At 45.2% G+C, this 24,067-nt stretch carries 26 protein-coding genes; 13 read left to right on the top strand and 13 right to left on the bottom strand.

From position 1 onward, the window contains the following. Window positions 1-4 precede the first annotated feature (4 nt). Entirely contained in the window at window positions 5-3,040 is a 3,036-nt protein-coding gene (locus CBI31_RS05955; RefSeq protein ID WP_088525482.1) for an efflux RND transporter permease subunit, read from the top strand. Between the two features lie 26 nt (window positions 3,041-3,066). Here CBI31_RS05955 and CBI31_RS05950 read toward each other — a convergent pair whose 3' ends face one another. The 3 genes from CBI31_RS05950 to CBI31_RS05940 are packed head-to-tail and all read right to left on the bottom strand — an operon-like array spanning window position 3,067 to window position 4,561. Continuing rightward, window positions 3,067-3,732, bottom strand: coding sequence for a glutathione S-transferase family protein (locus tag CBI31_RS05950; protein ID WP_088525481.1), 666 nt, complete (start codon window positions 3,730-3,732; stop codon window positions 3,067-3,069). A 21-nt stretch (window positions 3,733-3,753) separates the two neighbouring features. Next, a complete protein-coding gene (locus CBI31_RS05945; RefSeq protein WP_088525480.1) occupies window positions 3,754-4,254 on the bottom strand; it encodes a flavin reductase family protein in 501 nt (166 codons plus the stop codon). A gap of 10 nt (window positions 4,255-4,264) precedes the next feature. Next, window positions 4,265-4,561: a hypothetical protein gene (locus CBI31_RS05940; RefSeq protein WP_088525479.1), complete on the bottom strand. Its 297-nt coding sequence runs from the start codon at window positions 4,559-4,561 to the stop codon at window positions 4,265-4,267. 87 nt (window positions 4,562-4,648) lie between these two features. Between CBI31_RS05940 and acuI the strand changes: the two genes are divergently transcribed. Beyond that, complete coding sequence (acuI, locus tag CBI31_RS05935) at window positions 4,649-5,632, top strand: acrylyl-CoA reductase (NADPH) (protein ID WP_088525478.1); 984 nt, start codon at window positions 4,649-4,651, stop codon at window positions 5,630-5,632. A gap of 15 nt (window positions 5,633-5,647) precedes the next feature. Here the strand turns inward: acuI and CBI31_RS05930 are convergent, their stop codons facing one another. Then, complete coding sequence (locus CBI31_RS05930) at window positions 5,648-5,824, bottom strand: DUF1289 domain-containing protein (protein WP_088525477.1); 177 nt, start codon at window positions 5,822-5,824, stop codon at window positions 5,648-5,650. A 43-nt stretch (window positions 5,825-5,867) separates the two neighbouring features. Between CBI31_RS05930 and CBI31_RS05925 the strand changes: the two genes are divergently transcribed. Next, entirely contained in the window at window positions 5,868-6,959 is a 1,092-nt protein-coding gene (locus CBI31_RS05925) for an MBL fold metallo-hydrolase (RefSeq protein WP_088525476.1), read from the top strand. On the opposite strand, the gene CBI31_RS05920 is transcribed toward CBI31_RS05925, so the two are convergent. Next, window positions 6,865-7,320, bottom strand: coding sequence for a PhaM family polyhydroxyalkanoate granule multifunctional regulatory protein (locus CBI31_RS05920; protein ID WP_088525475.1), 456 nt, complete (start codon window positions 7,318-7,320; stop codon window positions 6,865-6,867). The two genes, CBI31_RS05925 and CBI31_RS05920, sit on opposite strands and share 95 nt — an antisense overlap. Window positions 7,321-7,394: 74 nt before the next feature. Between CBI31_RS05920 and CBI31_RS05915 the strand changes: the two genes are divergently transcribed. Both CBI31_RS05915 and metH read left to right on the top strand, forming a co-directional pair. Then, entirely contained in the window at window positions 7,395-8,459 is a 1,065-nt protein-coding gene (locus tag CBI31_RS05915) for a homocysteine S-methyltransferase family protein (protein WP_088525474.1), read from the top strand. Further along, window positions 8,456-11,206 carry a methionine synthase gene (metH, locus tag CBI31_RS05910; protein ID WP_088525473.1) on the top strand — a complete coding sequence of 917 codons (2,751 nt, stop codon included), beginning with the start codon at window positions 8,456-8,458 and terminating at the stop codon, window positions 11,204-11,206. The genes CBI31_RS05915 and metH overlap by 4 nt, the downstream gene beginning before the upstream one ends. Here the strand turns inward: metH and CBI31_RS05905 are convergent. Next, entirely contained in the window at window positions 11,203-11,514 is a 312-nt protein-coding gene (locus tag CBI31_RS05905) for a DUF1840 domain-containing protein (protein WP_088525472.1), read from the bottom strand. The two genes, metH and CBI31_RS05905, sit on opposite strands and share 4 nt — an antisense overlap. A 35-nt stretch (window positions 11,515-11,549) precedes the next feature. On the opposite strand from CBI31_RS05905, the gene argS reads away from it, so the two are divergent. From argS to CBI31_RS05890, 3 genes are read left to right on the top strand one after another with little or no spacing between them, the layout of a single operon-like run. Continuing rightward, window positions 11,550-13,277: an arginine--tRNA ligase gene (gene argS / locus CBI31_RS05900; protein WP_088525471.1), complete on the top strand. Its 1,728-nt coding sequence runs from the start codon at window positions 11,550-11,552 to the stop codon at window positions 13,275-13,277. Window positions 13,278-13,315: 38 nt separating this feature from the next. Further along, window positions 13,316-13,915 (top strand): SPOR domain-containing protein, encoded by a 600-nt coding sequence (locus CBI31_RS05895; RefSeq protein ID WP_088525470.1) that lies wholly within the window; start codon window positions 13,316-13,318, stop codon window positions 13,913-13,915. Then, window positions 13,912-14,559, top strand: a complete 648-nt coding sequence (locus CBI31_RS05890; RefSeq protein ID WP_088525469.1) for a thiol:disulfide interchange protein DsbA/DsbL — start codon at window positions 13,912-13,914, stop codon at window positions 14,557-14,559. Before CBI31_RS05895 ends, CBI31_RS05890 begins: the two co-directional genes overlap by 4 nt. Before the next feature lie 19 nt (window positions 14,560-14,578). Here the strand turns inward: CBI31_RS05890 and CBI31_RS05885 are convergent, their stop codons facing one another. From CBI31_RS05885 to CBI31_RS05865, 5 genes are read right to left on the bottom strand one after another with little or no spacing between them, the layout of a single operon-like run. Beyond that, entirely contained in the window at window positions 14,579-15,355 is a 777-nt protein-coding gene (locus CBI31_RS05885; RefSeq protein ID WP_088525468.1) for an SDR family NAD(P)-dependent oxidoreductase, read from the bottom strand. After that, entirely contained in the window at window positions 15,352-16,644 is a 1,293-nt protein-coding gene (locus tag CBI31_RS05880) for an SAM-dependent methyltransferase (protein ID WP_088525467.1), read from the bottom strand. Before CBI31_RS05880 ends, CBI31_RS05885 begins: the two co-directional genes overlap by 4 nt. Further along, the gene (locus CBI31_RS05875; protein WP_088525466.1) at window positions 16,641-17,426 is read right to left on the bottom strand and encodes a DUF1365 domain-containing protein; all 786 of its coding nucleotides are present in this window, start codon (window positions 17,424-17,426) and stop codon (window positions 16,641-16,643) included. Before CBI31_RS05875 ends, CBI31_RS05880 begins: the two co-directional genes overlap by 4 nt. After that, window positions 17,427-18,815, bottom strand: a complete 1,389-nt coding sequence (locus CBI31_RS05870) for an NAD(P)/FAD-dependent oxidoreductase (protein ID WP_088525465.1) — start codon at window positions 18,813-18,815, stop codon at window positions 17,427-17,429. Next, window positions 18,812-19,393 (bottom strand): glutathione peroxidase, encoded by a 582-nt coding sequence (locus CBI31_RS05865; protein ID WP_088525464.1) that lies wholly within the window; start codon window positions 19,391-19,393, stop codon window positions 18,812-18,814. Before CBI31_RS05865 ends, CBI31_RS05870 begins: the two co-directional genes overlap by 4 nt. A 93-nt stretch (window positions 19,394-19,486) precedes the next feature. Between CBI31_RS05865 and rfaE2 the strand changes: the two genes are divergently transcribed. Beyond that, window positions 19,487-19,975 (top strand): D-glycero-beta-D-manno-heptose 1-phosphate adenylyltransferase, encoded by a 489-nt coding sequence (rfaE2, locus tag CBI31_RS05860; protein ID WP_088525463.1) that lies wholly within the window; start codon window positions 19,487-19,489, stop codon window positions 19,973-19,975. Here the strand turns inward: rfaE2 and CBI31_RS05855 are convergent. Beyond that, entirely contained in the window at window positions 19,972-20,793 is an 822-nt protein-coding gene (locus tag CBI31_RS05855; protein WP_088525462.1) for a type III pantothenate kinase, read from the bottom strand. The genes rfaE2 and CBI31_RS05855 overlap by 4 nt on opposite strands. Next, a complete protein-coding gene (locus CBI31_RS05850) occupies window positions 20,790-21,590 on the bottom strand; it encodes a biotin--[acetyl-CoA-carboxylase] ligase (RefSeq protein WP_088525461.1) in 801 nt (266 codons plus the stop codon). Before CBI31_RS05850 ends, CBI31_RS05855 begins: the two co-directional genes overlap by 4 nt. A gap of 37 nt (window positions 21,591-21,627) precedes the next feature. Between CBI31_RS05850 and CBI31_RS05845 the strand changes: the two genes are divergently transcribed. From CBI31_RS05845 to CBI31_RS05830, 4 genes are read left to right on the top strand one after another with little or no spacing between them, the layout of a single operon-like run. Further along, complete coding sequence (locus CBI31_RS05845; protein ID WP_088525460.1) at window positions 21,628-22,722, top strand: VanZ family protein; 1,095 nt, start codon at window positions 21,628-21,630, stop codon at window positions 22,720-22,722. A gap of 16 nt (window positions 22,723-22,738) precedes the next feature. Continuing rightward, a complete protein-coding gene (locus CBI31_RS05840; RefSeq protein ID WP_088525459.1) occupies window positions 22,739-23,047 on the top strand; it encodes a (2Fe-2S) ferredoxin domain-containing protein in 309 nt (102 codons plus the stop codon). Between the two features lie 18 nt (window positions 23,048-23,065). After that, window positions 23,066-23,782 (top strand): alpha/beta hydrolase, encoded by a 717-nt coding sequence (locus CBI31_RS05835; RefSeq protein ID WP_088525458.1) that lies wholly within the window; start codon window positions 23,066-23,068, stop codon window positions 23,780-23,782. A gap of 18 nt (window positions 23,783-23,800) precedes the next feature. Next, on the top strand, window positions 23,801-24,067 hold the full coding sequence (locus CBI31_RS05830; protein WP_088525457.1) for a YbeD family protein: 267 nt from the start codon (window positions 23,801-23,803) through the stop codon (window positions 24,065-24,067).

Raw genomic sequence — 24,067 nt, 5'->3', positions numbered from 1 at the left:
GCCGATGAATTGGACCGACATCTTCATTCGCAGACCAGTGCTTTCACTGGTAGTGAGTGCGCTCGTGTTGGTATTTGGTTTAAAGGCCATTGGCTCCTTACCGGTAAATCAGTATCCACAAACCCAGAATGCAGTTGTGACCATCAGCACTGCTTACTATGGCGCTGATCCAGAAACGATCGCAGGTTTTATTACGCAGCCGCTTGAGGCTTCAATTGCGCAGGCGCAAGGTATTGATTATTTATCTTCCGCGAGCATTAGTGGTGTATCCACAATTACTGCGACCTTGAAGTTGAATTATGACTCTAATGCAGCCTTAACCCAGATTCAGACTCAAATTAGTGCGGTTAAGAATCAATTGCCACCCCAGGCTCAGCAGCCAGTATTGACAGTTCAGGTAGGTCAATCAACTGCCGCGATGTATATGGGTTTTTATAGCGATGACATACCTAATAATGCGATTACTGATTATTTATTGCGTGTTGTAAAGCCTAAGTTAGATGCTGTTGACGGTGTGCAGAATGCTGAAATTATTGGCGGCAGAAAATTTGCCCTGCGCGCATGGCTAGACCGTGAAAAGATGGCCGGACTTGGAATTGGTGCTGACGACGTATTTTCTGCGATGTCTGCCAATAACTATTTATCAGCAGTCGGAAGTACTAAGGGCGATATGGTTGCTGTCGATCTAGTGGCTGGCACTGACTTACATACCCTAGATGAATTTCGTAAGCTGGTTGTTAAAAAAGATGGTGTCAATATTGTTTATTTGGATCAAGTAGCCACTGTTACTTTAGGCTCTGAAGACTACAACACTAACGTTGCTTTTAGCGGCAGAAAATCTGTATTTATTGGCATTAAGGTTGCTCCCCAGGCTAACTTATTAGACGTTGCACAGCGTGTAAGAGATGCTGTTCCTGATATTCAGAAGCAACTACCAATTGGTATGACTGGCAAGATCGTTTATGACTCGACTGAATTTATTACTAGCTCTATTGATGAGGTAGTGATGACGTTGATCGAGGCTTTGATCATTGTGACGGTAGTGATTTATCTTTTCTTAGGCAGTATCCGAGCAGTTGCTGTCCCAGTCATTGCTATGCCACTCTCGCTCATTGGCACCTTCTTTTTGATGCAAGTACTGGGTTACTCCATTAATTTGTTAACCCTTTTAGCTTTGGTATTGGCAATTGGTTTAGTGGTTGATGACGCCATCATCGTGGTTGAAAACGTCGATCGTCATATGAAAGAGGGTAAGTCTCCCCTGGAGGCTTCATTGATTGCTGCCCGCGAATTAGGTAGTCCTATTTTGGCGATGACAGTTGTTTTGATTGCGGTGTATATCCCGATTGGCTTCCAGGGTGGATTGACTGGTGCGCTCTTCACAGAATTTGCATTTACTTTAGCTAGTGCCGTTGCAGTTTCAGGTCTGATTGCATTAACGCTTTCGCCAATGATGTGTTCGCGTATCTTTACTGAAGAGCAGGAAGCCTCTTCTTTTGTAAAAAAGATTGACCGCATTTTTGATAAGGTTCATCACGGCTACCAAAATACCCTGCGAGATTTACTAAGCACATGGCAGGTCATTATTGTGATGGGTGCGATTCTTTTAGGTGGGGTTGCTTATCTTTACGCCACAGCCCGTGCCGAACTAGCGCCAACTGAAGACCAGGGCATTGTATTGATGCAAGCATCTGGTCCACCGAATAGTACTGTCAATCAAATGCAGACTTATGCAGATCAAATCTATGCCATTGCAAGTGCTGAGCCAGAGTATGAGCAGGCCTTCCAAATCACTAGTCCAACCTCAAGCTTTGGAGGCATCTTGTTGAAGGATTGGAGTGAGCGCAGTCGTAATGCTACGAAGTTTCAACAAGATATGCAACAGAAGTGGAATACGATTGCTGGCGTCCGTGTTGCAGCTTTTCAGTTCCCAGCATTGCCGGGAGCACAGGGCTTCCCAGTACAAGTTGTTATTAATACTACCGAATCCTATGAGCAGCTTAATGAAGTTTCCCAGGCGGTTTTGGACAAAGCACGTCGATCTGGAAATTTTTTCTATGTAGATTCAGATTTGAAGATCGATAAGCCTCAAGATGTTCTGGTGATCGACCGAGAAAAAGTTGCTGCTTTAGGTATGACGCAGCAACAAGTTGGCTCTGCTCTATCTGCTGCATTAGGCGGTGCTTATGTGAACTACTTCTCAGTAGCGGGGAGATCGTATCGCGTTATCCCGCAAGTGAAGCAGACGGATCGCTTAAATCCAGATCAGATCTTAGACTACTACATTCGTACTCCAAGTGGCGCAATGATTCAGGCGCGTACGATTGCCAGTATTAAGCAGCGTGTTGTTCCTCAGTCAATCAATCACTTTCAACAATTAAACTCTGCGACGATTGCAGGTGTGAGCACACCATTTATTTCACAGGCTGATTTATTGGAGTTCATGCGCCAATCCTTAAAAGAGGTTGCACCCAGTGGCTACAGCATGGACTACGCAGGCCCATCACGCCAGTTTATGGCAGAATCTGGCGGCTTCTTAGTCACGATGTTCTTTGCAATTCTGATTGTGTTCCTGGTACTTGCTGCACAGTTCGAAAGCTTCCGTGACCCGATTGTGATTTTGGTATCAGTACCACTCGCTTTATTCGGCGCACTGATCTTTATCAATTTAGGATTTACTACTTTGAACGTCTATACCCAAGTGGGTCTAGTCACACTGATGGGACTTATTAGTAAACATGGCATTTTGATTGTGGAGTTTGCTAATGAACTGCAAGAAGCAGGGCGCAGTAAGTTAGATGCCATTATTGAAGCAAGCAGCGTTCGCTTAAGGCCTATTTTGATGACCACGGCAGCAATGGTATTGGGAGTCTTACCCCTAGTGATTGCCTCTGGAGCGGGCGCGGCAGGCCGTCAATCCATGGGTATTGTGATCTTCACCGGTTTATCAATCGGCACATTATTTACTTTATTCGTGGTGCCTGCAATGTACCTCTTTATTGGCGCAGATCACCACGCGAAGAAGTTTAAACAAGAGTAACGGCAAGAATCGATTGCCAATCAATATCACTTATTAATGATGTTGAGTTCTTTCTCCGCAAACTCTTGAAAGTAAGTTTCGGCCTCTAGCTGTTTTAGCCAGCGATTAATATTTTTGAGATTAGCGCGTTCACCAGTTTGCTTCGGGAAAGTCTCGTTTAGCAAAATCCAACGATGAACACACAGGGCTAGGACAATATCGCCGATATGAAATCGTTCTCCTGAGCAATATGCTTGAGACTCTAGTGCTTGATTAAGCGAGCCAAACAATTGGTTGGTATCTTGATACGCTTTTTGAATGCCAACATGATCTTGCTCAGCCTCTGGAACTCGAGTAAGGCCAATAAAGGTGGGACGAAGAGCTGGCCAAAGAGTGCCAACTTGCCAATCCATCCACTTTTCAGAGCTGAACTGAGAGGCAATGCCCGTTGGGAAGCGTTTGTTTTTATCGTACTGTGAAGCCAAGTAGCGCATGATGGTATTGGATTCCCAAAGTACGAGATCACCATCCTCAAGGGTAGGCACCAAGCCATTCGGGTTTAGTTGTAAGAATTCTGGCGAGCGAACTATGCCAAATTGCATCCCTGCGTCAATCCGCTCAAAGTCTTTGCCTTCTTTTAGCCCTAATTCAGCAAGACACCACAGTACTTTTTGAACATTGATTGAACTTTTACGACCCCATAAACGCATCATGGCATTTCCTTGAAAGGCTATTTAAGCAGTTTTTATTTCTGCAAAATCAAGACCAACAAATTTGCTTCGAGCAAAAATGAGAGGCTCTTTTTCTGGATAATTTTTTAAGCTAATGACCTTAGCAAGAATAATGTTGTGGTCTCCGCCATCATATACTGAGACAGTCTCGCACTCATAGTAAGCAACGCAGTGCTCAATTTGGGCTAAACCACTTTGAGCAAGTTTGTGCTCAATCCCAATAAATTGATCATGTTTGACGGTGGCAAAGTGCATCGCCAAATTTTCTTGAGAACGTTCTAGCACATGGATGAGATGTTTCTTGCCTGCTTCTACCCAAGGCATTAATCGAGAATGCTTTTTAAGATTCCACAGAATCAGTGGCGGCTCGAGAGAAACTGTATTAAATGAGCTAATGGTGACGCCGTGATGAGCTTGGTTTTCATCAAGACAGGTAATCACAGTGACCCCAGTTGCAAATGATGCGAATCCTTGACGTAATTCTTGGGAGGTAAACGGGGCCATCAAACTCTGCTTACTTTGCTTGTGCTTTAGCTACAGGAGCGATCGTTGTCCCTGGGATGGGAATCAATATTTCGTTTTCTTCAGCCTTCACACATTTAAAGCGATATTCGTTACTTGCCTTAGAAAGAAAGCTAGCGCCTTCATAAAAATCACCTCTACAAGCCTTTGTTGCAAAGTCCATGACATCCTGTGGATTGGCGCTAGAAGTGATGAGGCGCATATTACCCATAGACATACTTATTTGAGTCGAATAGCACCCAGTCAGCATCAAGCCAGAAATCGCGGTTAATAGTAGAATTTTTTTCATGGAAGCCTCCATAATTAGCAATGCTCGTTAGGATAAACCTATTAGGGATTTATTGCGGGAAAATGCCCGCTTATAAAAGGAAGAGACATGTTTAGAGCTGTATTGGTAAATAAAGATGAACAAGGCTATCGCGCTGAGCTGGGACAGGTAGATGAGGCTAGCCTGCCAGATGGGGAAGTACGGGTTAAGGTCCTGTACTCCACCCTCAATTACAAAGATGGTCTAGCTATTACTGGTAAAGGGCCTGTAGTCAGAAGCTTCCCAATGGTTCCTGGAATCGATTTTGCTGGCGAAGTGATTGAAAGCACTAGCTCAGACTTTAAAGCGGGCGATATGGTGCTCTTGAATGGCTGGGGAGTAGGCGAAGGCCATTGGGGTGGTTTAGCGCAGCAGGCCAGAGTAAAGGCGGATTGGTTAATTCCATTGCCTAAGGGTTTTACAGCTAAGCAAGCCTTGGCAATTGGTACGGCCGGCTATACAGCGATGCTCTGCGTCATGGCTTTGCAAAAGCATGGTCTCAAGCCGAGTGATGGCGAGGTCTTAGTGACTGGTGCCGCAGGTGGAGTGGGCAGTTTTGCTATCACCCTGCTGAGCAAGTTAGGCTTTGCTGTTGTTGCAAGTACTGGCCGAATGGCTGAAGTAGATTATTTAAAGAAACTGGGTGCTGCTGAAGTAATTGATCGTGCCACCTTATCTGCTCCAGGCAAACCCTTAGCAAAAGAACGCTGGGCTGCAGTGGTGGATAGCGTTGGCAGTCATACCTTAGCTAATGCCTGTGCGCAAACTAAGAGCGATGGTGCAGTAGCTGCTTGCGGGCTTGCACAAGGCATGGACTTTCCATCCAGTGTTGCACCATTTATTTTGCGTGGCGTAACTTTATATGGCATTAATAGCGTTACTATGCCACGTGCCAAGCGGATTGCTGCCTATGAGCAATTAAGTAAATTGCTTGATCTCAAAACCTTAGATGAAATTTCTCACGAGATTACTTTAGAAGAGTCTTTGAAGTATGCGCAAGAGTTGATGGCAGGTAATGTACGCGGTCGTTTAATTGTTGATGTAAACAGGTAGGCGAGAGATCAGAATTTATTCTGCAGCTTGGGGTTTGCGCGCTTTTATTTTTGACCAAATCTCAAGTTTTTCAGGATTAGAAAGATCAGACCAATCTGCAATTTCAGCAAGTGTGCGATAGCAGCCGTGACAGAAACCATTCTCGGGATTGATATCGCACCAATTGATGCAAGGCGATGGGATAGTTGTCAAAATAAACCTAAAGCTATAGTAATTTGAAAGAAAAATTCACACTATGACCACTCAACATCAGGCAAAAGCGGAAAGCGCTCTTCATTATCCATTAGGAGAGGCGCTTCCTGAGCTTGGCAGCACTATTGAAGTTGCACCAGGTGTTCGCTGGCTCAGAATGAAGCTGCCATTTGCTTTAGACCACATTAATCTCTGGCTTTTACGTGATGAGATTGCTGGCGTCTCGGGATGGACGATTGTGGATTGTGGCATTGCGAATGATGAGACTAGGGCTTCGTGGGAGAAGATTTTTGCTACCCAGCTAGAGAACTTACCTATTCTCAGAGTTTTGGTAACGCATATGCATCCAGATCATGTCGGTTTATCTCAATGGTTGTGTGATAAGTGGCATGTACCTTTGTGGATTTCGATGACTGATTATTTAACTGCTCAATGGTTAAGTTGTAAAGAAGGCGGCGCTGCAATTGGAGTTCGCGCTGGTGGTGGGGGATCCGCTGATCATTTTCAAAAGCATGGTTTGACTGCACCAGAAGATTTAGAAAAAATTCGGGGCCGCTCTAATTACTACAGCAATATGGTTCCGGGTGTGCCTCGCCAATATCGCCGCATCATTGATGGCGAACATGTTTTGATTGGTGGGCATCAATGGCAAGTCATCATGGGTTATGGACACGCACCTGAACATGCATCGCTATTTTGCAAAGACTTGGACATCTTGATTTCTGGGGACATGCTTTTGCCGCGTATCTCAACAAATGTCAGTGTGTTCGACGCCGACCCGGATGCCGACCCATTAGGCCTTTATTTAGCTTCGCTAGATGATTACTTACCTTTACCTGACGATACCTTGGTATTGCCATCACACGGTAAGCCGTTTACGGGTATGAAGCCACGCATTGCCCAATTAAAAGCCCATCATGATGACCGTTTGGCTGACACGCTGGGTGCATGTAAAAAACCGGCACATGCTAGAGAGATTGTGCCGGTTTTATTTAAGCGTGAACTAGATATTCATCAGCTAACTTTTGCTATGGGTGAGGCTATTGCCCATCTGAATTACCTACTTCGTCGAGGTAAGTTGCATCGCCAGCTTTGCGACGACGGCGTGTTGCGGTTTTCCGTGGTTTCGCTTTAACGCTACTTGCTTTAGTGCTTGACTCTTCTTTTGGTTCAGCTCCTGCGGTGCTCGCTGCAGATACGGCATCTCCAAATGACTTGAGGGCCATCATCGTGGCGTGCTGTACTTCCAAGCCTTGAATGGTTGATTTAAGGATATTAAGGTTGAGATTTAGCCAGTTTTCAACGCTTTTGAGGTCTTTGATGCGCTTTTCTAGTTCATCTACGTCTAGGCCTGGAAAAGCAGAGGCAAACCCACCAGCAGCCTTAGATGCATCTGTAGTGAAGGGAAATTGGCCAGCTTGACCAGTCGCACCTTGTCCCCACATGGTTTTAAACATTTCAAGGCTTTGATTAAATTCTGGAATTGTTCCAAACATACCTACTCCGGGTTAAATGAAAAGTGGCTTTTCCAATAGAATAAGGGATTCTAGAGATTTATCCTGGTTAATCAATGCAATTTAATGGTATTTCACAGTCTTATACCCGTGGTCAGGCGCTTCCTGAGCTGCTGAAGCAGCGCATCCTGATTTTGGATGGCGCCATGGGCACCATGATCCAGCAATACAAATTAACTGAGGCCGACTACCGTGGTTTGCCTGGCAATACCCGCTTTGCTGAGCATCCCGGAGATATCAAGGGTAATAACGAGCTCTTGGTTTTGACCCAACCCCAAATTATTAGCAAGATTCATGAGCAGTATTTGGATGCAGGCGCTGACATCATTGAAACAAACACTTTTGGCGCAACTTCAGTTGCTCAAGAAGATTACAAAATGGCTGGCTTGGCACGTGAGATGAATGAAGTCTCTGCAAAGCTTGCTCGCGCAGCCTGTGAAAAATACAGCACATCTGATAAGCCCCGTTTTGCCGCTGGCGCAATTGGACCTACACCAAAAACGGCAAGTATTTCTCCGGACGTTAATGATCCGGGCGCGCGCAATGTCTCCTTTGATACTTTGCGAGCTTCTTATCGTGAGCAGATTGAAGGCTTATTTGCAGGCGGCGTAGATTTATTTTTGGTTGAAACCATTTTTGACACACTTAATGCCAAGGCTGCGCTATTTGCACTAGATGAATTCTTTGAGGAGACTGGAGAGCGTTTGCCGGTAATGATTTCAGGAACGGTGACTGATGCCTCTGGACGGATTTTGTCAGGCCAAACTGTTGAGGCATTTTGGAATAGCTTACGCCATATCAAGCCGCTGACATTTGGCTTGAACTGTGCCTTGGGTGCTGCATTGATGCGTCCTTACATTGCAGAGCTCGCACGTATTTGTGATGCAGCTATTTCTTGTTATCCCAATGCCGGTCTACCAAACCCGATGAGCGATACCGGCTTTGATGAAACACCTGACATTACTTCAAGCTTGGTTGATGGTTTTGCTAAAGATGGGCTAGTAAATTTGGTTGGTGGTTGCTGCGGCACTACGCCTGATCATATTCGCGCTATTGCTAATGCAGTAGCAAAGCGCAAGCCGCGAGCCTTCTATCGGGAAAATTCCGTGGTAGCAGCATGAGTCAGTCAGATAAAAAAGTAATGCCAGCAATGAAGCTCTCTGGTCTAGAGCCGTTTAATGTCACTGCAGATGTTCGTTTTGTGAACATCGGTGAGCGGACTAACGTCACAGGATCTAAAGCATTTTCTCGCATGATCCTCAATAATCAATTTGATGAGGCACTTGTAGTTGCCCGTCAGCAGGTTGAGAATGGCGCACAAGTAATTGATATCAATATGGATGAGGCGATGCTCGATTCTGAGGCAGCAATGACCCGCTTCCTAAATCTGATCGCTTCTGAACCCGATATTGCCAGGGTCCCAATCATGATTGACTCCTCTAAATGGAGCGTGATTGAGGCAGGCTTAAAGTGTATTCAGGGTAAGCCAATCGTCAATTCCATCTCCTTAAAAGAAGGTGAAGAGCCCTTTAAAAAGCAGGCGCGTTTAATTCGCCGTTATGGTGCCGCCTCTGTAGTGATGGCTTTTGATGAAGTTGGTCAAGCTGACACATTTAAGCGTAAAACAGAAATCTGTCAGCGTTGTTATGAAATCTTAGTGAATGAAATCGGCTTTCCTGCAGAAGATATTATTTTTGATCCTAATATTTTTGCAATTGCCACTGGCATTGAAGAGCACGATAACTACGCAGTTGACTTTATTGATGCTACTCGTTGGATTAAAGAAAATCTTCCAGGAGCTAAGGTTAGTGGCGGCGTTTCGAATGTGAGCTTCTCTTTCCGCGGTAACGATCGTGTTCGTGAAGCTATTCATACGGTGTTTTTGTATCACGCGATTCAAGCTGGCATGGATATGGGTATTGTGAATGCTGGTCAATTAGGCGTATATGCCGATTTAGATCCTGAGTTGCGTGAGCGCGTTGAAGATGTTGTGCTCAATCGCTTTAAAGAAAAAGATGGCAAAACGACCACAGAACGTTTGCTAGATATTGCCGATCAATTTAAAGGCGGTGGCGCTAAACAAGTTGAAAACTTGGTTTGGCGTGAAGACCCAGTGCGTGGTCGTCTAACGCATGCTCTTGTCCATGGCATTACTACCTTCATTGAAGAGGATACGGAAGAGTTGCGTGCTGAAATTATGGGTGGGGGCGGTAGACCAATTGAAGTGATTGAAGGTCCGCTAATGGATGGCATGAATGTCGTCGGCGATTTGTTTGGTGAGGGCAAAATGTTTTTGCCTCAAGTGGTTAAAAGTGCGCGCGTAATGAAGCAAGCAGTTGCAATTTTGATTCCTTATATTGAAGAAGAGAAGCGCCTACACATTGCTGGTGGTGGTGAAGCCAAAGCTAAAGGTAAGATCGTGATGGCGACAGTAAAAGGCGATGTGCACGATATTGGTAAAAATATTGTCACTGTCGTCTTGCAATGCAATAACTTTGAAGTCGCCAACATGGGTGTGATGGTTCCTTGTGCCGAGATTCTGAAGCGCGCCAAAGAAGAGAATGCCGACATTGTTGGACTTTCAGGATTGATTACGCCGTCACTTGAGGAAATGACTTATGTTGCTCAAGAGATGCAGCGTGATGATTATTTCCGTGAGCGTCAAATTCCATTGATGATTGGCGGCGCTACAACCTCACGTGTGCATACTGCTGTAAAGATTGCCCCCCATTACGATGGGCCTGTAGTTTATGTACCAGATGCATCTCGCTCAGTATCTGTTGCCTCCAGCTTGCTCTCTGATGAGAGTGCGAAGAAATTCATTCAAGACTTACGGGATGACTATGTGCGTATTCGCGAGCAGCATGCTAATAAGAAAGCAGCACCCACTATTTCATTGGAAGCGGCCCGAAAAAATCGTGAGCTGATTGATTGGTCTTCCTATACTCCAGAAAAGCCTAAATTTATTGGGCGCCGAGTATTTAAAAACTTTGCAATGAGTGAGATTGCTAAATATATTGATTGGACACCGTTCTTTCAGACCTGGGATCTAGCAGGTAAATTCCCAGCCATCCTAGATGATGAGGTTGTAGGTGTTGAGGCGCGGAAGGTGTTCGAAGACGCTAAGGCATTACTCGATAAATTGATCAAGGGCCAGTGGTTGCAGGCTGATGCAGTAGTGGCCTTCTATCCAGCCAATACGATGGGTGACGATATTGTTTTGTATAGCGATGAGGCCCGTGAGCATCCGCTATTTGTATGGCATAACTTGCGTCAACAGGCTGAGCGCCCAATCATTGATGGTGTACGTAGACCAAATCGTTGCTTAGCGGATTACGTCGCTCCCAAAGATTCTGGTGTCGCTGACTATCTTGGTTGTTTTGCAGTAACAACCGGCCATGGCGTAGAAAAGAAAGTTGCCGAGTTTCAGGCAAAGAATGATGACTACAGTGCGATTATGCTGAAGGCTTTGGCTGATCGATTAGCAGAAGCATTTGCCGAGCTCATGCACCACCGGGTGCGTACTGACTTGTGGGGCTATGCTACAGATGAGATTTTGACAAATGATCAAATGATCGATGAGCAGTATCGCGGTATTCGTCCTGCCCCTGGCTACCCTGCTTGCCCAGCGCATGAAGTCAAAGCAGACTTACTGAGAGTGATTGGCTCTGAAGATATTGGTATGACTTTGACTGAGTCGATGGCGATGAACCCAGCCTCTAGTGTGAGTGGTTTTTATCTTGCTCACCCAGATGCGCGTTATTTCAATGTTGGAAAAATTTCCACTGATCAGCTTGAGGACTTAGCGAAACGTCGTGGCCAGTCTGTCGAAGATGCCCGTCGCCAACTGGCGAGTCTAATCGACTAAACACCCCACATTACGGGTTCGTCTTTAGCGCTGGCCTGCTTCATGAGCTCTAGAAATGGGTAGGCTCTTTGTCCAAGACGATCAGCGAGTTTGAGGTTTTCTCCTCCATCCGCTCTTTGCGACTTAGAGCGCTCCTCAAGATCATTGAGGATGGCAGTTTCCAGGGTTGTAATCAGCTTGGGAAGTTGCTCAACTGTGAGGATTCCACGCGGTTCGAGCGGACGAGCAAAAATATCAAAGATTCGCTTAGTGAGATCCGCCAGCATAATGACATCTGGACCAGCCTTTGAGCGAAATTGATAGATCATTTTGATAGCTTACCACCTGATAAACTCACTCTTCTATGTTGTCGACCAATAAAAATCGTTTAATTGAGATGCTGAGCAGTGCCCTTGGGAGCCTTGCAGAGGAGCTGGGCTTAGACAAGCCTCCTGCACCACGCTTAGAGCGTCCTAAGGCCGTAGATCACGGTGATGTTGCCTGCAATATCGCACTCCAGCTGTCTAAGGCCTGGAAGCTTAACCCTAGAGAGCTGGCCCAGTCCCTGGTTGATCGTCTACAAAAAGAGTCGGACTATGAAAAGCTCATCGCTTCTTGTGAGATTGCTGGCCCTGGATTTATTAATTTCCGTTTAAGCAATGCCGCCAAAACAGCGGTAGTCAATGAGATTCTTGCTGAAGGCGTTCATTTTGGCGAGCTGCCAAAAGAGCAGACCCCAATGACAAGTGCCATGATTGAGTTTGTTTCAGCAAATCCTACTGGCCCATTGCATGTAGGCCATGGCAGGCAAGCTGCTCTTGGTGATGCGCTAGCAAATTTATTGGCCACCCAAGGAGTCAAAGTACATCGTGAGTTTTATTACAACGATGCTGGTGTGCAAATTGCTAATTTAGCTTTATCAGTTCAGGCTCGCTTAAATGGCTTAAAGCCCGGTGATACTACCTGGCCAGAGCAGGCTTATAACGGTGAATACATTGCCGAGATTGCAGCTGCTTTTAAGGCTTCCCCAAAATATCAAGATGATCTTGAGGCGATTCGTCAATTTGCAGTTGCTTACTTGCGTAACGAGCAAGACATTGATTTAAAAACCTTCGGTGTTCAATTTGATTGCTACTACTTAGAATCTTCTTTGTATACCGATGGCAGTGTTGCGCAAATTGTGAGCGATTTACAAGGCATTGGTAAGACCTATGAATCTGAAGGCGCATTATGGTTGAAAACTACCGACGATGGCGATGATAAAGATCGTGTGATGCGTAAGTCTGATGGTAGCTTTACTTACTTTGTTCCTGATGTGGCGTATCACACCAGCAAGTGGAATCGGGGTTTCCATAAAGTCATTAACGTACAGGGTAGCGACCACCATGGCACGATAGCCCGCGTCCGCTCTGGCTTGCAGGGTGTAGCACAAAAGCGAGGGTGGGATATTCCAAAGACTTACCCAGAGTATGTTCTGCATAAGATGGTGACCGTTATGCGTCATGGTGAGGAGGTCAAGATTTCTAAACGTGCGGGCTCTTATGTCACCGTACGTGATTTGGTTGAGTGGTCTGGTGGGATTACTCCAGAGATGACTCCCGAAGAAGGAGAACTCGCCTTGCAGCGTGGTCGTGATGCAGTACGCTTTTTCTTGATCTCCCGTAAAGCGGATACTGAATTCGTTTTTGACGTTGATCTCGCCCTGCAGCAAAATGATGAGAATCCGGTGTTTTATGTTCAGTACGCTCATGCGCGTATCAACTCGATCTTGCAGCAGTGGGGCGGTCAAATTTCTGATTTAGCCTCTGCTGATTTATCTTTATTACAAAGTAAAGCTTCAGACCATTTATTGCGTCGTTTGGCTGAGTACCCTGAGCTATTGACCGAGGCTGCGGCTGAATTGGCCCCCCATACCCTCGCCTTCTACTTACGAGACCTTGCGGGGGATTTTCATACCTTCTATAACGCAGACCGGGTGCTGGTGGATGATCAAAACCTCAAGGCGGCTCGCCTGGCGTTGCTATTGGCCACTCGCCAAGTGCTGCAAAATGGTTTAAAAGTATTAGGGGTATCTGCACCCGCTAAGATGTAATAGCAGGGTATGAAGTGAAAAGGTAAGATGAGGCAATCATGAAAAAACCGAATCAACAAACTGGCTTTATCAAGACTGACCAGAAGAGCGCCCAATACGGCGGAACTATCTTAGGTTTTGTATTGGGCTTAGGGGCGGGCCTAGGCATTGCCTTTGCAATCGCTTTTTACCTTTCTAAAAATACCCCCCAAGAGAAGCCTGGAGTTCGCGCGCCCAATTTACCTTTAACCATCAAGCCTTTTAGCGCGCCTGCTGAAGGTGAGTCTGCCGCTCCCGTTGAGCAATTAGATTTGAATAAGCCCTTACAAGGCAAGTCTCCCTCTGCTGCAACATCTGATCCGATTACAGATTTGGCAAATGGTAAGAAGCCAGCTGAAATTACACCTGCCCCAAAAACAGATGCCGTTTATTTTCTGCAGGCAGGAGCATTCATAAAGCGTGCTGATGCAGATGCACAAAAAGCAAATTTAGCAATCCAAGGCATTCAGGCGCAATTAAGTGAAGTTACTGCCGACGGAAATACCTTGTGGCGTGTTCGTATTGGCCCCTATAACAGCCCTGAAGAGGCCAATCCTCTTCGCGATAAGTTAAATACTATGGGGATTAAACCAACCCTGATTAAATCAAGTAAATCATGATCTCAATTACTAAAGGACTATTTACATTTCTAGCATTGGTTTGCCTCAGTGGAATTGTTGTTGCACAAGGCCAAAAGATTGAGGAAGGATTTGATTACCGCATTCTTCCGATTGCTCAGCCCCTAGAGTCTAAAGGTAAGGTAGAAGCTATTGAGTTCTTTTGGTACGGATGCCCGCATTGCTATGACTTTGAACCAGAGCTGATGAGCTGGGTAAAACGTCAGCCCAAGGATGTCGTTTTCCGCAGAGTCCCAGTCGCATTTCGTGATGACTTCATGCCACATAGTCAATTGTTCTATGCACTTGAGGCGCTGGGTAAGGGTGACGCCCTCAACGAAAAAGTCATGTATGCCATGCATAAAGAGAACAAACGCTTATTGACTGAGTCAGAGATCGCAGATTGGGTTGCGTCCCAAGGCATTGATCGTAATACCTTCTTGGCGACCTATCGCTCTTTCGCTGTGGTTTCTAAGGCGCGTACAGCAAAGCAATTGACAGAGGCTTATCGTATTGATGGCGTACCAACAATTGTGATGCAAGGTAAGTACGTAACTTCTCCTTCAATCGCTGGGACAAAAGCTAAAGCAATAGCAGTCATGGATCATCTTGAAGAAAAAATTCGTAAAGATAAATACAAACAGTAATTGCTTTACAAGCCGTTTCTTAGATTTTGACGAAGCGGCGCACAATCCAGAAGTAGATTGGATAAGGTAGGATTCTGAGAAATTTTAAGAATCTCGAAAATCTCTTGGGGAAATGAATATCAAACTCTCCTTTTTCAATGCCACTTAGAATCTCAGTAGCAGCTTCTTGTGCGCTAATTAAGGCGGGCATTTCAAAATCATTTTGAGCAGTTGCTTCGGTAGCCACAAAGCCTGGAGAAATCATATGGACGCTAACACCCTGAGGAAGCAGGTCATAGTAGAGCGTCTCGCAGAAATTGATAATGGCTGCCTTGCTTGGCCCATATGCCAAGGCCTTAGGAAGCCCGCTATAGCCTGCAACGCTACCGACAATGGCGATATGACCAGCATGTGCCTTGAGCATCTCAGGAAGTACGAGCGCAACAGCCCTCATGGGGCCTAAAAGGTTTGCATCGATAGTTTGTTCTGCGGCATCCATGTCAAAGTTGTCTGCACGTAGTGGTACATAAACGCCAGATACAAACAGCAGTAAATCAACCCCGCCCCATGTGCCTAGAATTGATTGATAGCCATTCTTCAGTTGACCATCATCAGTCACATCTAAAGGCAACACAAGTGATTGCTCTGTGTTCCCGAGGGCTGCTAAAGTATTTAAGCGCCCAACTCTTCGGCTAGAGAGAGCTACTTTTGCTCCAACTTTGATCAGCGCTTGAGCACAGGCTTCACCAATTCCGCTGGATGCACCAATGATCCAGACACGTTGTCCGGAAAAATTTGGAATACCTTTTTGCTTCATGCGCTCAGAGCGTCCGATGAGGTATTGACAGATTGATGACTCAGCGTAAATTGCACAACATCAATATTGCGCTCTGCAAATCCAGTGGCACAATACATGAGATAGAAATTCCAGAGACGAACAAAGGCTTCATCAAAACCTAAACCATGAACTTCATGAAGCTTTTGATTGAAATTATCTCTCCAAAGGCAAAGTGTTTTAGCGTAGTCAGCCCCAAAAGCAAATTCACCCTCAATCTGCAGTCCAGCCTTAGCAGCGCTTTCCTTAAAGCTAGTCCGTGAGGGTAGCATTCCTCCAGGAAAGACATACTGCTGAATAAAATCAGTATTGTGGCGGTAACGCTCAAAGAGCTCTTCAGTAATCACAATAGTTTGAATACAAGCTTTACCACCAGTCTTAAGGCATTTAGCAATAGTTTGAAAATATTCTGGCCAGTGCTTTTCACCAACTGCTTCAAACATTTCTACGGAGGCAATACCCTCAAATTGTTCTTGGCAATCCCGATAGTCCTGTAGCCGGACTTCAAAAGACTTGGTTTTCCCAGTTTGCAATTCAATCTTTTGTAGCCTATCTTCAGCAAATATTTTTTGCTCGGTTGAAAGAGTCAGTCCGGTAATGGCAATATTGCTTCGTAGAGCTTCTTCCATAACGCCACCCCAACCACAACCAATTTCTAATACATGATCACCAGGCTTGGTATCGAGCGATTGGAGAATGCGTCTAATTTTGGCGCGTTGTGCATCAGCAAGAGATTGTTTTTCACCCTCTGAAAACCAGGCGCTGGAATAACTCATAGTGGGGTCTAGCCACAAGGTGTAAAAAGCATTGCCTAAGTCATAGTGGGCATGAATATTCTTGCGGCTACCATTTTTGCTGTTATCACGTAACCAATGTCTGATGCGGTAAAGAACGGAGCCATACCAACTTCCATAAATTGCTTTTTCTAGAATCGTACGGTTGCGAATCGCAAGCTCAAGAATAGCTTTCAAGTCTGGAGTGTCCCACTCTCCGCGGATATAGCTTTCAGCAAAGCCAATATCTCCGTGAGACAGTACTTGCTTGAATACAGACCAATCCAAAACTTGAATCTCGGCATGCAATGGATCTGATTTATTGCCGAACTCTCTGATATTTCCGTCAGGCAAGGTCATTTTGAGGTGGCCGCTGCTGAGTTGGGATAAGAGACTTAATAGTGTCTCTGTACCTAGTCGAGATTTACGCGCTTGGGTACGGCTTTGTGGCCTTCCAAAATTAAGGCGCGAGAGTAAGGATTGTCCTGGACGATTCATTTGCTAACTTCAAATTCCGGTGGATTAGGCTTTGAGTGAAAGGGTACACCTTTTGCCCACAATTTCAATGCTTGCCAATGAATTCGGAAGATTACCCCAAGGCTCATGAGTGGGTAACGCAAAAACGCCAGCCAAAGCGTGGATTGACTCAAGGGGCGGCTACTACCGCTAATACTAGTATTAATCAGTGGTAGGCCATCCTCGTGGAGCTCAATTCGATAAACAGAGTTTTGTCCGCTACTGCTATCTTGGGGGAATAGAAAGCGAAAATGGTAGTTACCACGTACTTCACAAAATGGTGAAACATAGAAAACTTTTTGGCTATTAAGGGTTTCACCAGAGCGCAACACCTCGCCAGAATTTTTATGCAATAGATAGCAGTGTCGCTCGCCAAAGGTATTATTCACTTCTGCTAATACAGCTTGCACTTGGCCGTTTGCACGTGTGCATACCCAAAAACTGACCGGATTAAATACATAACCTAAAACTCTGGGAAATGTTTGTAACCAAATTTCTCCATCAACATTCTGGATTTGGTTTTCTTGCAGAATATTTTCAATCCACTGCAGACTATCTGTTTGTCCTAAACCATGGTCTTTATCAAAGAATGAAAATAATCCTAAACGATTGTCATTAAGCCCATATTGACTTAGGAGATCCGGCCTGTGCTTTCTGGCCCGCATCGGTATCGACAGTGTAAAAACACCGTATCCAAAGGCATTCTTAGCAGGTCTGAGCCGCTGATGTTTGACAACTCCAAAGTTAATCTTTGGCTGATTCATTTATTGGGCATCTTGCTTGGGATGGGCAACCTGAGGCAAATGAATGCCCTCTATTAGAGCTTCTGCTACTAATTCGCCCGACCGCAAGCCGTCTTCATGAAAGCCAAAACCAGTCCAGGCTCCGCAATACCAGATCGATGATGTACCTTGAATGAGCGGCAACTCTTTTTGAGCTTGAATGGCGCTCATATCAAATACTGGATGCGAATAATGAATTTCTTGATGAACCAGTTTTGGGTCCGGCTCTGATGCAGGGTTCAGGCTGACAATAATTGGAGTGTCTTTTAGCTGTGCAGGTAGTGGTTGTAGGCGATTAATGAGGTAGTTCACACTCACATGCTGTTTTGATGTGATGTTCATGCCGGATTTAGCGGTGTAATTCCAAGCGGCCCAACAACGCTTTGTCTCAGGTAGAAAGCGTTCGTCGGTGTGAAGAATGGCACGATTTTTTTGGTAAGGAATCGCTGCCAAAATATTTCTGGCCTGCTGATCGATGCCATGCACGAGATCAAGTGCTTGATCGCTGTGGCAAGCCATTACAACTTCATCAAAAAACACAGATCCAGATTGACTAAGCACTTCAATTCGAGAAGCACTATCTTGCTTTACATTGATGCGCACAACAGCCTCGCGAACAATCTTGACTTTAGAGGCCTCCAGAGCGGCAACAATCCGCTTTACATATTCTCGAGAGCCACCTTGAATGGTCAACCACTGCGGCCGGTTCTGAATTTGTAGCAAACCATGGTTATGACAGAAGCGTACCATCGTTTGAATCGGAAACTCGAGCATCTGCCTAACGGAGCATGACCAGATTGCACCAATCATTGGTAGAAAATAATTTTCTCTAAAGCTTTGGCTAAATCGATTGCGATCTAAAAACTTGGCAATAGTTTCATCGGGCTCTTTATAAAGATGGCCTGCCTCAATTTGCTCATGAGCTAGCTTGGAGGCTAGGCGATTAAAGCGCAAGATGTCATAAGCCATTCTCCAGAATGAGGGAGATAAAAGATTTGAACGTTGTCCAAAGAAAGAGTTCAGGTCATTGCCTGCCCATTCAATGTTTTGATGTGGGTGTTTTTTATCGGATGCATCAATTGATACAGAAAAAGACATTTCAGAGGGCGCTACCGGCGCTTGAATTTCTTCAAAGAGGCGAACTAAACGTGGATAGGTTTTGCGATTGAACACTAAGAAACCAGTATCAACACCATGAGTGATTTCTTCACCATTAATATTGCACTTGAAGTCGACTGTATTGCTATGTCCGCCGATATGATTACCAGCCTCATATAAGGTCAGATCAAATTCAGGATGCTGCCTTAGAGCATAAGCACACCCAAGGCCCGAGATACCAGCGCCAATAATGGCAATTCTTTTTTTAATCACGGAGATTTTTCTCCTAAGAGTTTTTCAATCTCGGCAGTGATACTGCTACTTGTCGGCTTGGTCATGCTGCCATAGGAATCAACTACATTGCCATTTCGATCAATTAAATATTTGTAGAAATTCCATTTTGGCGTTGTGCCAGTTTTAGCAATCAACATTTTGAAGAGTGGGTTCGGATTGCTTCCTGAGACGGAGCTTTTTGAAAACATCGGAAACTTCACGTCATAAGTATTTTTACAAAAGTCCGCAATCTCTTTATTGCTCCCTGGCTCTTGTTGACCAAAGTCATTGGATGGAAAGCCTAAAACGACGAGGCCTCGATCTTTGTATTTGGCGTATACCTTTTCTAGACCTTCATATTGACTTGTGAATCCGCAAAAGCTAGCGGTATTGACAACTAAAACCACCTTACCTTGGTATTGGCAAAGATTTTGAGGTACCTCATCCTGTAGGCGTGGGAAGGTCTGGGATAGTAGAGGGCTGCAGCTAGGAGCAGCGTTGACAGTATGGGCGCCCAATAAAAAGGCAAGTAGGGCAAAAACCCAGGTAAAAACTTGGCGAATTGTCTTGTGGGGCATGTAGTAACTTCTTTTATTGGATCGGCAGTCCCCAAGTCTAAGACATTCTGGCTAATATCGCTCGAAAGCAGCTAAAGCCATTAATATTGAGTCATGACTTCTTTACCCCCACCTTCTTTTGAGTCTAAGGTCTGCACTTTAGATCAGCTGACTGCTCGCATTGCAAAACTTCCCAGACCTCTAGTGTTTACCAATGGGGTGTTTGACATTCTCCATCGTGGGCATGCAAGCTACTTAGCCCAGGCTCGCGCACTAGGAGCCAGCTTAGTGGTGGGTATTAATTCAGATGCTTCCGTCAAGATGCTGGGCAAGGGCGATGACAGGCCCATTAATTCTGAAGCAGATCGCCAGGCTTTACTAGCAGCTCTTGAAAGCGTGGATATGGTCGTGCTCTTTACTGAGCAAACACCAGTGAGTTTAATTGAGAAAATCCGTCCCGATATTTACGTCAAGGGCGGTGATTATGAGATTGATACTCTTGCAGAAACACATTTGGTAAAAACTTGGGGTGGGAAAGCAATAGCTATTCCGTTTTTATATGAGCGCTCTACCACTAGCCTATTAGGCAAGATCCGCTCTTAAAGATTTTGCAATAGCCAGGCCCAAATACCGCGTAGCACTAAGCCTTCAATAGTTTCGGTTGACTCTACTGTTAATGAAGATTGTCCTTTAAATTTACTCATCTGCGCCGCCAAAATTTTGGCATTGCCACCATCGATCCAAACTTTTTCAACAGGATGATTCATTTCTTTTGCTAATTGAATTGCATATTGAATCGCACCGATTTGTGCAGCATCGCAACCACTAATGATTGCATTATTCGTAGATAAGCCAAAACCATAACTGGTCTCGTCACGAACGGCGAGTGGCAATTGAGCAGTATTACCTTCTAAGCTTTTGTGCATTAATTCAAGTCCAGGCAATATCCATCCACCGTAGTGAACGCCATTGGAGCTAAGCAAATCAATGGTTGTGGCTGTACCAGCGTTAATGATGAGTGTGTTGGTATTAGATAGTGCGCGCGCACCAATCACGGCGGCCCAGCGGTCCGCACCAAGCTTGCTTGGATCTTGGTAGAGAGTGCGTAGGCTGTTGTATTGGCTATCACCCTTGAGCTGCTTCCAGGATATGTCACTCCATTGTGGAAATAGGGATTGAAGATTTTCAATAACCCCCTTACCGGCAACACAAGTAAACCCAATGGCATCAGGTTTTGGCAAAGTTTTAGCAATGTAATCTGCGAGCTCAGCTCTATGTTCAGGTGATGCTAAAGATTTACTACTGATGGATCCAGAGTAAGCCCACAATTTTTTTTGTCGATCTGATGGCTGTTGTGTTGATTCAACTGCAGCCCATTTAAGGCGAGTATTACCAACATCAAATAGCAAGTAAAGACTCATGTTTGTACTCTTAAAGAAATATCGCCCGCATGTATGGCAATTGTTTGATCAGCTTGTTCCAATAGTAATGCGCCTGCTTGATCTATGCCTTGAGCAATACCATGGATAGGTTCTCTACCTGCGCCAGATACCCATACGGTCTGACCTAGATAGGCATCCCATGTTTTCCATTGCTCTTGATAGATTCCAAAACCGTGCTGATCAAATTCACTCAGATGATGCTCTAGAGATGCAATAATTTTTAACCAGAGGTATTCCACATCAGGTAGCGTTGATTGCGATGGAAGAAATTGATCAAGGGAAGCAACCTTTAAACCCGATTCACTTCCTAAGTTACTTTCAATCTGCTGAGCATGGCGTAAGTTCATGCCAATACCAATGATCATCCAAGTTGGATCACCTGTTTTTACTTGACCGCCTTCTATTAAGATGCCACCAAGTTTTGCGTTATTCAGCAGTAGATCATTAGGCCACTTCAAGCGCAGACCAGTTTGGTAAAGCATAGCTTCATCTAAATCGTATGCTTGTGCGATTCCAGAAATCACTGCTAGCCCTACTGAAAGACTAAGACCAGTCAGTTCAGCGGGCTTTCTTTTGAATGGAAACGCCAATGAAAAGCAGAGCGAGTCTTCTGGATTGGCTAGCCAGGTGCGCCCAGCCCGGCCTTTACCAGCCGTTTGTTTGTGGGCAATACGCGCTACTGGGTCAATGAGCTCGCCAGCGCGCCAGCGCTCTAAAAGATCGTCATTGGTAGATTGAGTTTGGGCAACACGTTCGAGGATGCAATTAGCAGTCATTTCGCCATTGTAGAAAGGTCTGACCTAGAATTGTGGGATGGATCAAAAAGACCAGCGTCCCTATAAGCTTGTATGGCCTCTACAGGCCATGCCTTTAGCTAGGGCAATGAGCCTGAGCTATGCGCTACTGATTATCTATGTCAGCTTAAATCCCTTTGATTTTGATTTCCGCAACGGTATTGATGCTTGGGCCTGGATACAGGCACCGCTACCTCGGTTTATTACCCTATTTGACGTGTCCATCAATATCCTGGCATACATTCCTTTTGGGTTTTTACTGGTTTTTGCTACTTATCCCCGTTGGCGTAATTTTGTGGCATTAAGCATTGCTTTAGCACTTAGTGCCCTGCTCGCATTGACTGTCGAAACGCTTCAATCCTGGCTACCCACTCGCATCCCTAGTCAGATGGATTGGTGGGCAAATGTATTAGGGGGTTTATTAGGGGGTTTATTAGCGATTCCTCTGGGGCCGCAATGGTTATCAGGCAGTGTCATTCGTCGTCGCTTTGATCAATGGTTTGGCCTCAACTGGGCTGCATGCGCACTCTTCTTATTGTTTCCTTGGTCACAAATCTATCCCCAAAGTTCATGGCTGGGTACCGGCGTATGGGGGCATGCTATTTTTGCTTCGATTGATTGGGGAACCTTGGTCATTAATCATATAGCTCAAGAAACGGTGATTACTGCACTCTGTTGGCTTGGCGTTGCTCTATTACTTTCCTCAGGCTTACGCGCTAAGGCTCCGCAGTGGCGAATTCTCAATGGATTGCTTTGTTTAACTGTGGTGATGAAAACTTTTTTTACCGCTCTTCAGTTTGGCCTAGAGTTCAGTCTGATATGGCTAACAGCCGGAGCCCTTTGGGGAATGGTGTTGGCAAGCATTTTATTGAGGTGGGCTTTAAGCCTTAATCAAAAAAGAAGACTTTTCTTGGCATTATTTTGTTTAGTTACTGGCACTATCGCTATTAATGTCTTGCCCGATAATCCCTATTTCATCTTGAACTTACGGCATTGGCATCAGGGACGCTTATTACACTTTAATGAGTTAATGCAATGGGTATCGGTGGTATGGTTACCAATTGCCTTAGTTTGGATAGTCTATAACGCAGCAGAACTAAAACCGAAACCTTGACGAATATAATTTTTCTATGAGCTTTTCACACCACCTGTTTTTCTGTTTGAACCAACGCAGTAATGGCGAAGATTGTTGCGATCGTCATAATGTATTTGCATTATTTCAGTATGCAAAAAATAGAGTCAAAGAGCTTGGACTTTCTGGGCCTGGAAAGATCCGTGTGAACAAAGCAGGATGCTTAGATCGTTGTGCTGATGGTCCTGTGATGGTGGTCTACCCAGAAGGTGTGTGGTACACATTCGTAGATCAGGATGATGTTGAAGAAATTATTCAATCACATTTAATTGCTGGCCGCCCAGTTGAGCGCTTGCAGTTGTCATAGTTACTTGAAGGTTTTCCCATGAATGGCCGTACAAAAGTAATTCATATTGAAGGAATCGTTGGTGCGATGGAAATGTCTATCGATCTGCCAGATGAATTAAAAAGCGATCCTTCTTTTACAGTTCGCGGCTTGGCATTGGTAGCGCACCCTCATCCACTGATGGGAGGCACAATGGATAACAAAGTAGCGCAGACTATGGCGCGTGCTTTCAATCAATTGGGTTATATCAGCGTGCGCCCTAATTTCCGGGGAGTAGGCGGGACTGCTGGCGTACATGATGAAGGTGTTGGCGAGTTGGAGGATCTATTACATACAACTGATTGGATGCGCACCCCTTCAAGCTGGTCAAAATATGAGGCCACCACCAATCAAGCCTGGGTTTCAAGCGTGAACACTTTGCCGCTGGCAGTTTCTGGATTCTCTTTTGGCAGCTTTGTTGGTAGTCACTTGGTCCAACGACTCGCTGATCTTGGCCGCCCTGCGGAGCGCTTGGTGATGGTGGGTAGCGCGGCAGGTAAATGGACATTAGCCCCAGTACCAGCAGATACTATCCTCATTCATGGAGAATTAGATGAAACCATTCCCTTGATTAATGTTTTGGACTGGGCGCGCCCGCAAGAGCTTACTGTGCAAGTAGTTCCTGGGGCAGATCACTTCTTTCATCGTAGATTACATTGCATTCGCAACATCATCACTGGTGCCTGGTTGGGCATGCCAGATCACCGTAAGCAATAAGAAAAATCAGGGATATATATGGCCGAAGAAAAATCACTCATCGAATACCCTTCCCAATTTCCGATTAAGGTGATGGGCAAAGCTAATCCAGAATATCTTCCAGCAATCATTCATATTGCAAAACAATTTGATCCAACATTTGATGAGACTAAGGTTGAGCAACGACCGTCTAAGGATGGCAACTACCTAGGCATTACCTTGCCAATTACAGCTACAAGTCGTGAGCAGCTAGATGAGCTATATAGAACTTTATCTACCCATCCGCTAGTTAGTATTGTTCTTTAA

It is taken from the genome of Polynucleobacter campilacus (genome assembly GCF_002206625.1).
In the GTDB taxonomy this organism is placed as follows: domain Bacteria; phylum Pseudomonadota; class Gammaproteobacteria; order Burkholderiales; family Burkholderiaceae; genus Polynucleobacter; species Polynucleobacter campilacus.
The sequence above is the reverse complement of the archived record's forward strand: the minus strand, read 5'-3'. Positions and strand labels throughout refer to the sequence as shown.

What these genes read in the sequence shown, in the direction of transcription:
- CBI31_RS05875 (WP_088525466.1), bottom strand. Translation starts at nt 17,426, where the DNA reads ATGAATCAGCCAAAGATTAACTTTGGAGTTGTCAAACATCAGCGGCTC.
- CBI31_RS05905 (WP_088525472.1), bottom strand. Translation starts at nt 11,514, where the DNA reads ATGATCTATCAATTTCGCTCAAAGGCTGGTCCAGATGTCATTATGCTG.
- CBI31_RS05840 (WP_088525459.1), top strand. Translation starts at nt 22,739, where the DNA reads ATGAGCTTTTCACACCACCTGTTTTTCTGTTTGAACCAACGCAGTAAT.
- CBI31_RS05915 (WP_088525474.1), top strand. Translation starts at nt 7,395, where the DNA reads ATGCAATTTAATGGTATTTCACAGTCTTATACCCGTGGTCAGGCGCTT.
- CBI31_RS05885 (WP_088525468.1), bottom strand. Translation starts at nt 15,355, where the DNA reads ATGAAGCAAAAAGGTATTCCAAATTTTTCCGGACAACGTGTCTGGATC.
- CBI31_RS05855 (WP_088525462.1), bottom strand. Translation starts at nt 20,793, where the DNA reads ATGAGTCTTTACTTGCTATTTGATGTTGGTAATACTCGCCTTAAATGG.
- metH (WP_088525473.1), top strand. Translation starts at nt 8,456, where the DNA reads ATGAGTCAGTCAGATAAAAAAGTAATGCCAGCAATGAAGCTCTCTGGT.
- CBI31_RS05880 (WP_088525467.1), bottom strand. Translation starts at nt 16,644, where the DNA reads ATGAATCGTCCAGGACAATCCTTACTCTCGCGCCTTAATTTTGGAAGG.
- CBI31_RS05845 (WP_088525460.1), top strand. Translation starts at nt 21,628, where the DNA reads ATGGATCAAAAAGACCAGCGTCCCTATAAGCTTGTATGGCCTCTACAG.
- CBI31_RS05830 (WP_088525457.1), top strand. Translation starts at nt 23,801, where the DNA reads ATGGCCGAAGAAAAATCACTCATCGAATACCCTTCCCAATTTCCGATT.
- rfaE2 (WP_088525463.1), top strand. Translation starts at nt 19,487, where the DNA reads ATGACTTCTTTACCCCCACCTTCTTTTGAGTCTAAGGTCTGCACTTTA.
- CBI31_RS05865 (WP_088525464.1), bottom strand. Translation starts at nt 19,393, where the DNA reads ATGCCCCACAAGACAATTCGCCAAGTTTTTACCTGGGTTTTTGCCCTA.
- CBI31_RS05925 (WP_088525476.1), top strand. Translation starts at nt 5,868, where the DNA reads ATGACCACTCAACATCAGGCAAAAGCGGAAAGCGCTCTTCATTATCCA.
- CBI31_RS05895 (WP_088525470.1), top strand. Translation starts at nt 13,316, where the DNA reads ATGAAAAAACCGAATCAACAAACTGGCTTTATCAAGACTGACCAGAAG.
- CBI31_RS05920 (WP_088525475.1), bottom strand. Translation starts at nt 7,320, where the DNA reads ATGTTTGGAACAATTCCAGAATTTAATCAAAGCCTTGAAATGTTTAAA.
- CBI31_RS05835 (WP_088525458.1), top strand. Translation starts at nt 23,066, where the DNA reads ATGAATGGCCGTACAAAAGTAATTCATATTGAAGGAATCGTTGGTGCG.
- CBI31_RS05890 (WP_088525469.1), top strand. Translation starts at nt 13,912, where the DNA reads ATGATCTCAATTACTAAAGGACTATTTACATTTCTAGCATTGGTTTGC.
- CBI31_RS05945 (WP_088525480.1), bottom strand. Translation starts at nt 4,254, where the DNA reads ATGGCCCCGTTTACCTCCCAAGAATTACGTCAAGGATTCGCATCATTT.
- CBI31_RS05940 (WP_088525479.1), bottom strand. Translation starts at nt 4,561, where the DNA reads ATGAAAAAAATTCTACTATTAACCGCGATTTCTGGCTTGATGCTGACT.
- CBI31_RS05950 (WP_088525481.1), bottom strand. Translation starts at nt 3,732, where the DNA reads ATGATGCGTTTATGGGGTCGTAAAAGTTCAATCAATGTTCAAAAAGTA.
- acuI (WP_088525478.1), top strand. Translation starts at nt 4,649, where the DNA reads ATGTTTAGAGCTGTATTGGTAAATAAAGATGAACAAGGCTATCGCGCT.
- argS (WP_088525471.1), top strand. Translation starts at nt 11,550, where the DNA reads ATGTTGTCGACCAATAAAAATCGTTTAATTGAGATGCTGAGCAGTGCC.
- CBI31_RS05850 (WP_088525461.1), bottom strand. Translation starts at nt 21,590, where the DNA reads ATGACTGCTAATTGCATCCTCGAACGTGTTGCCCAAACTCAATCTACC.
- CBI31_RS05955 (WP_088525482.1), top strand. Translation starts at nt 5, where the DNA reads ATGAATTGGACCGACATCTTCATTCGCAGACCAGTGCTTTCACTGGTA.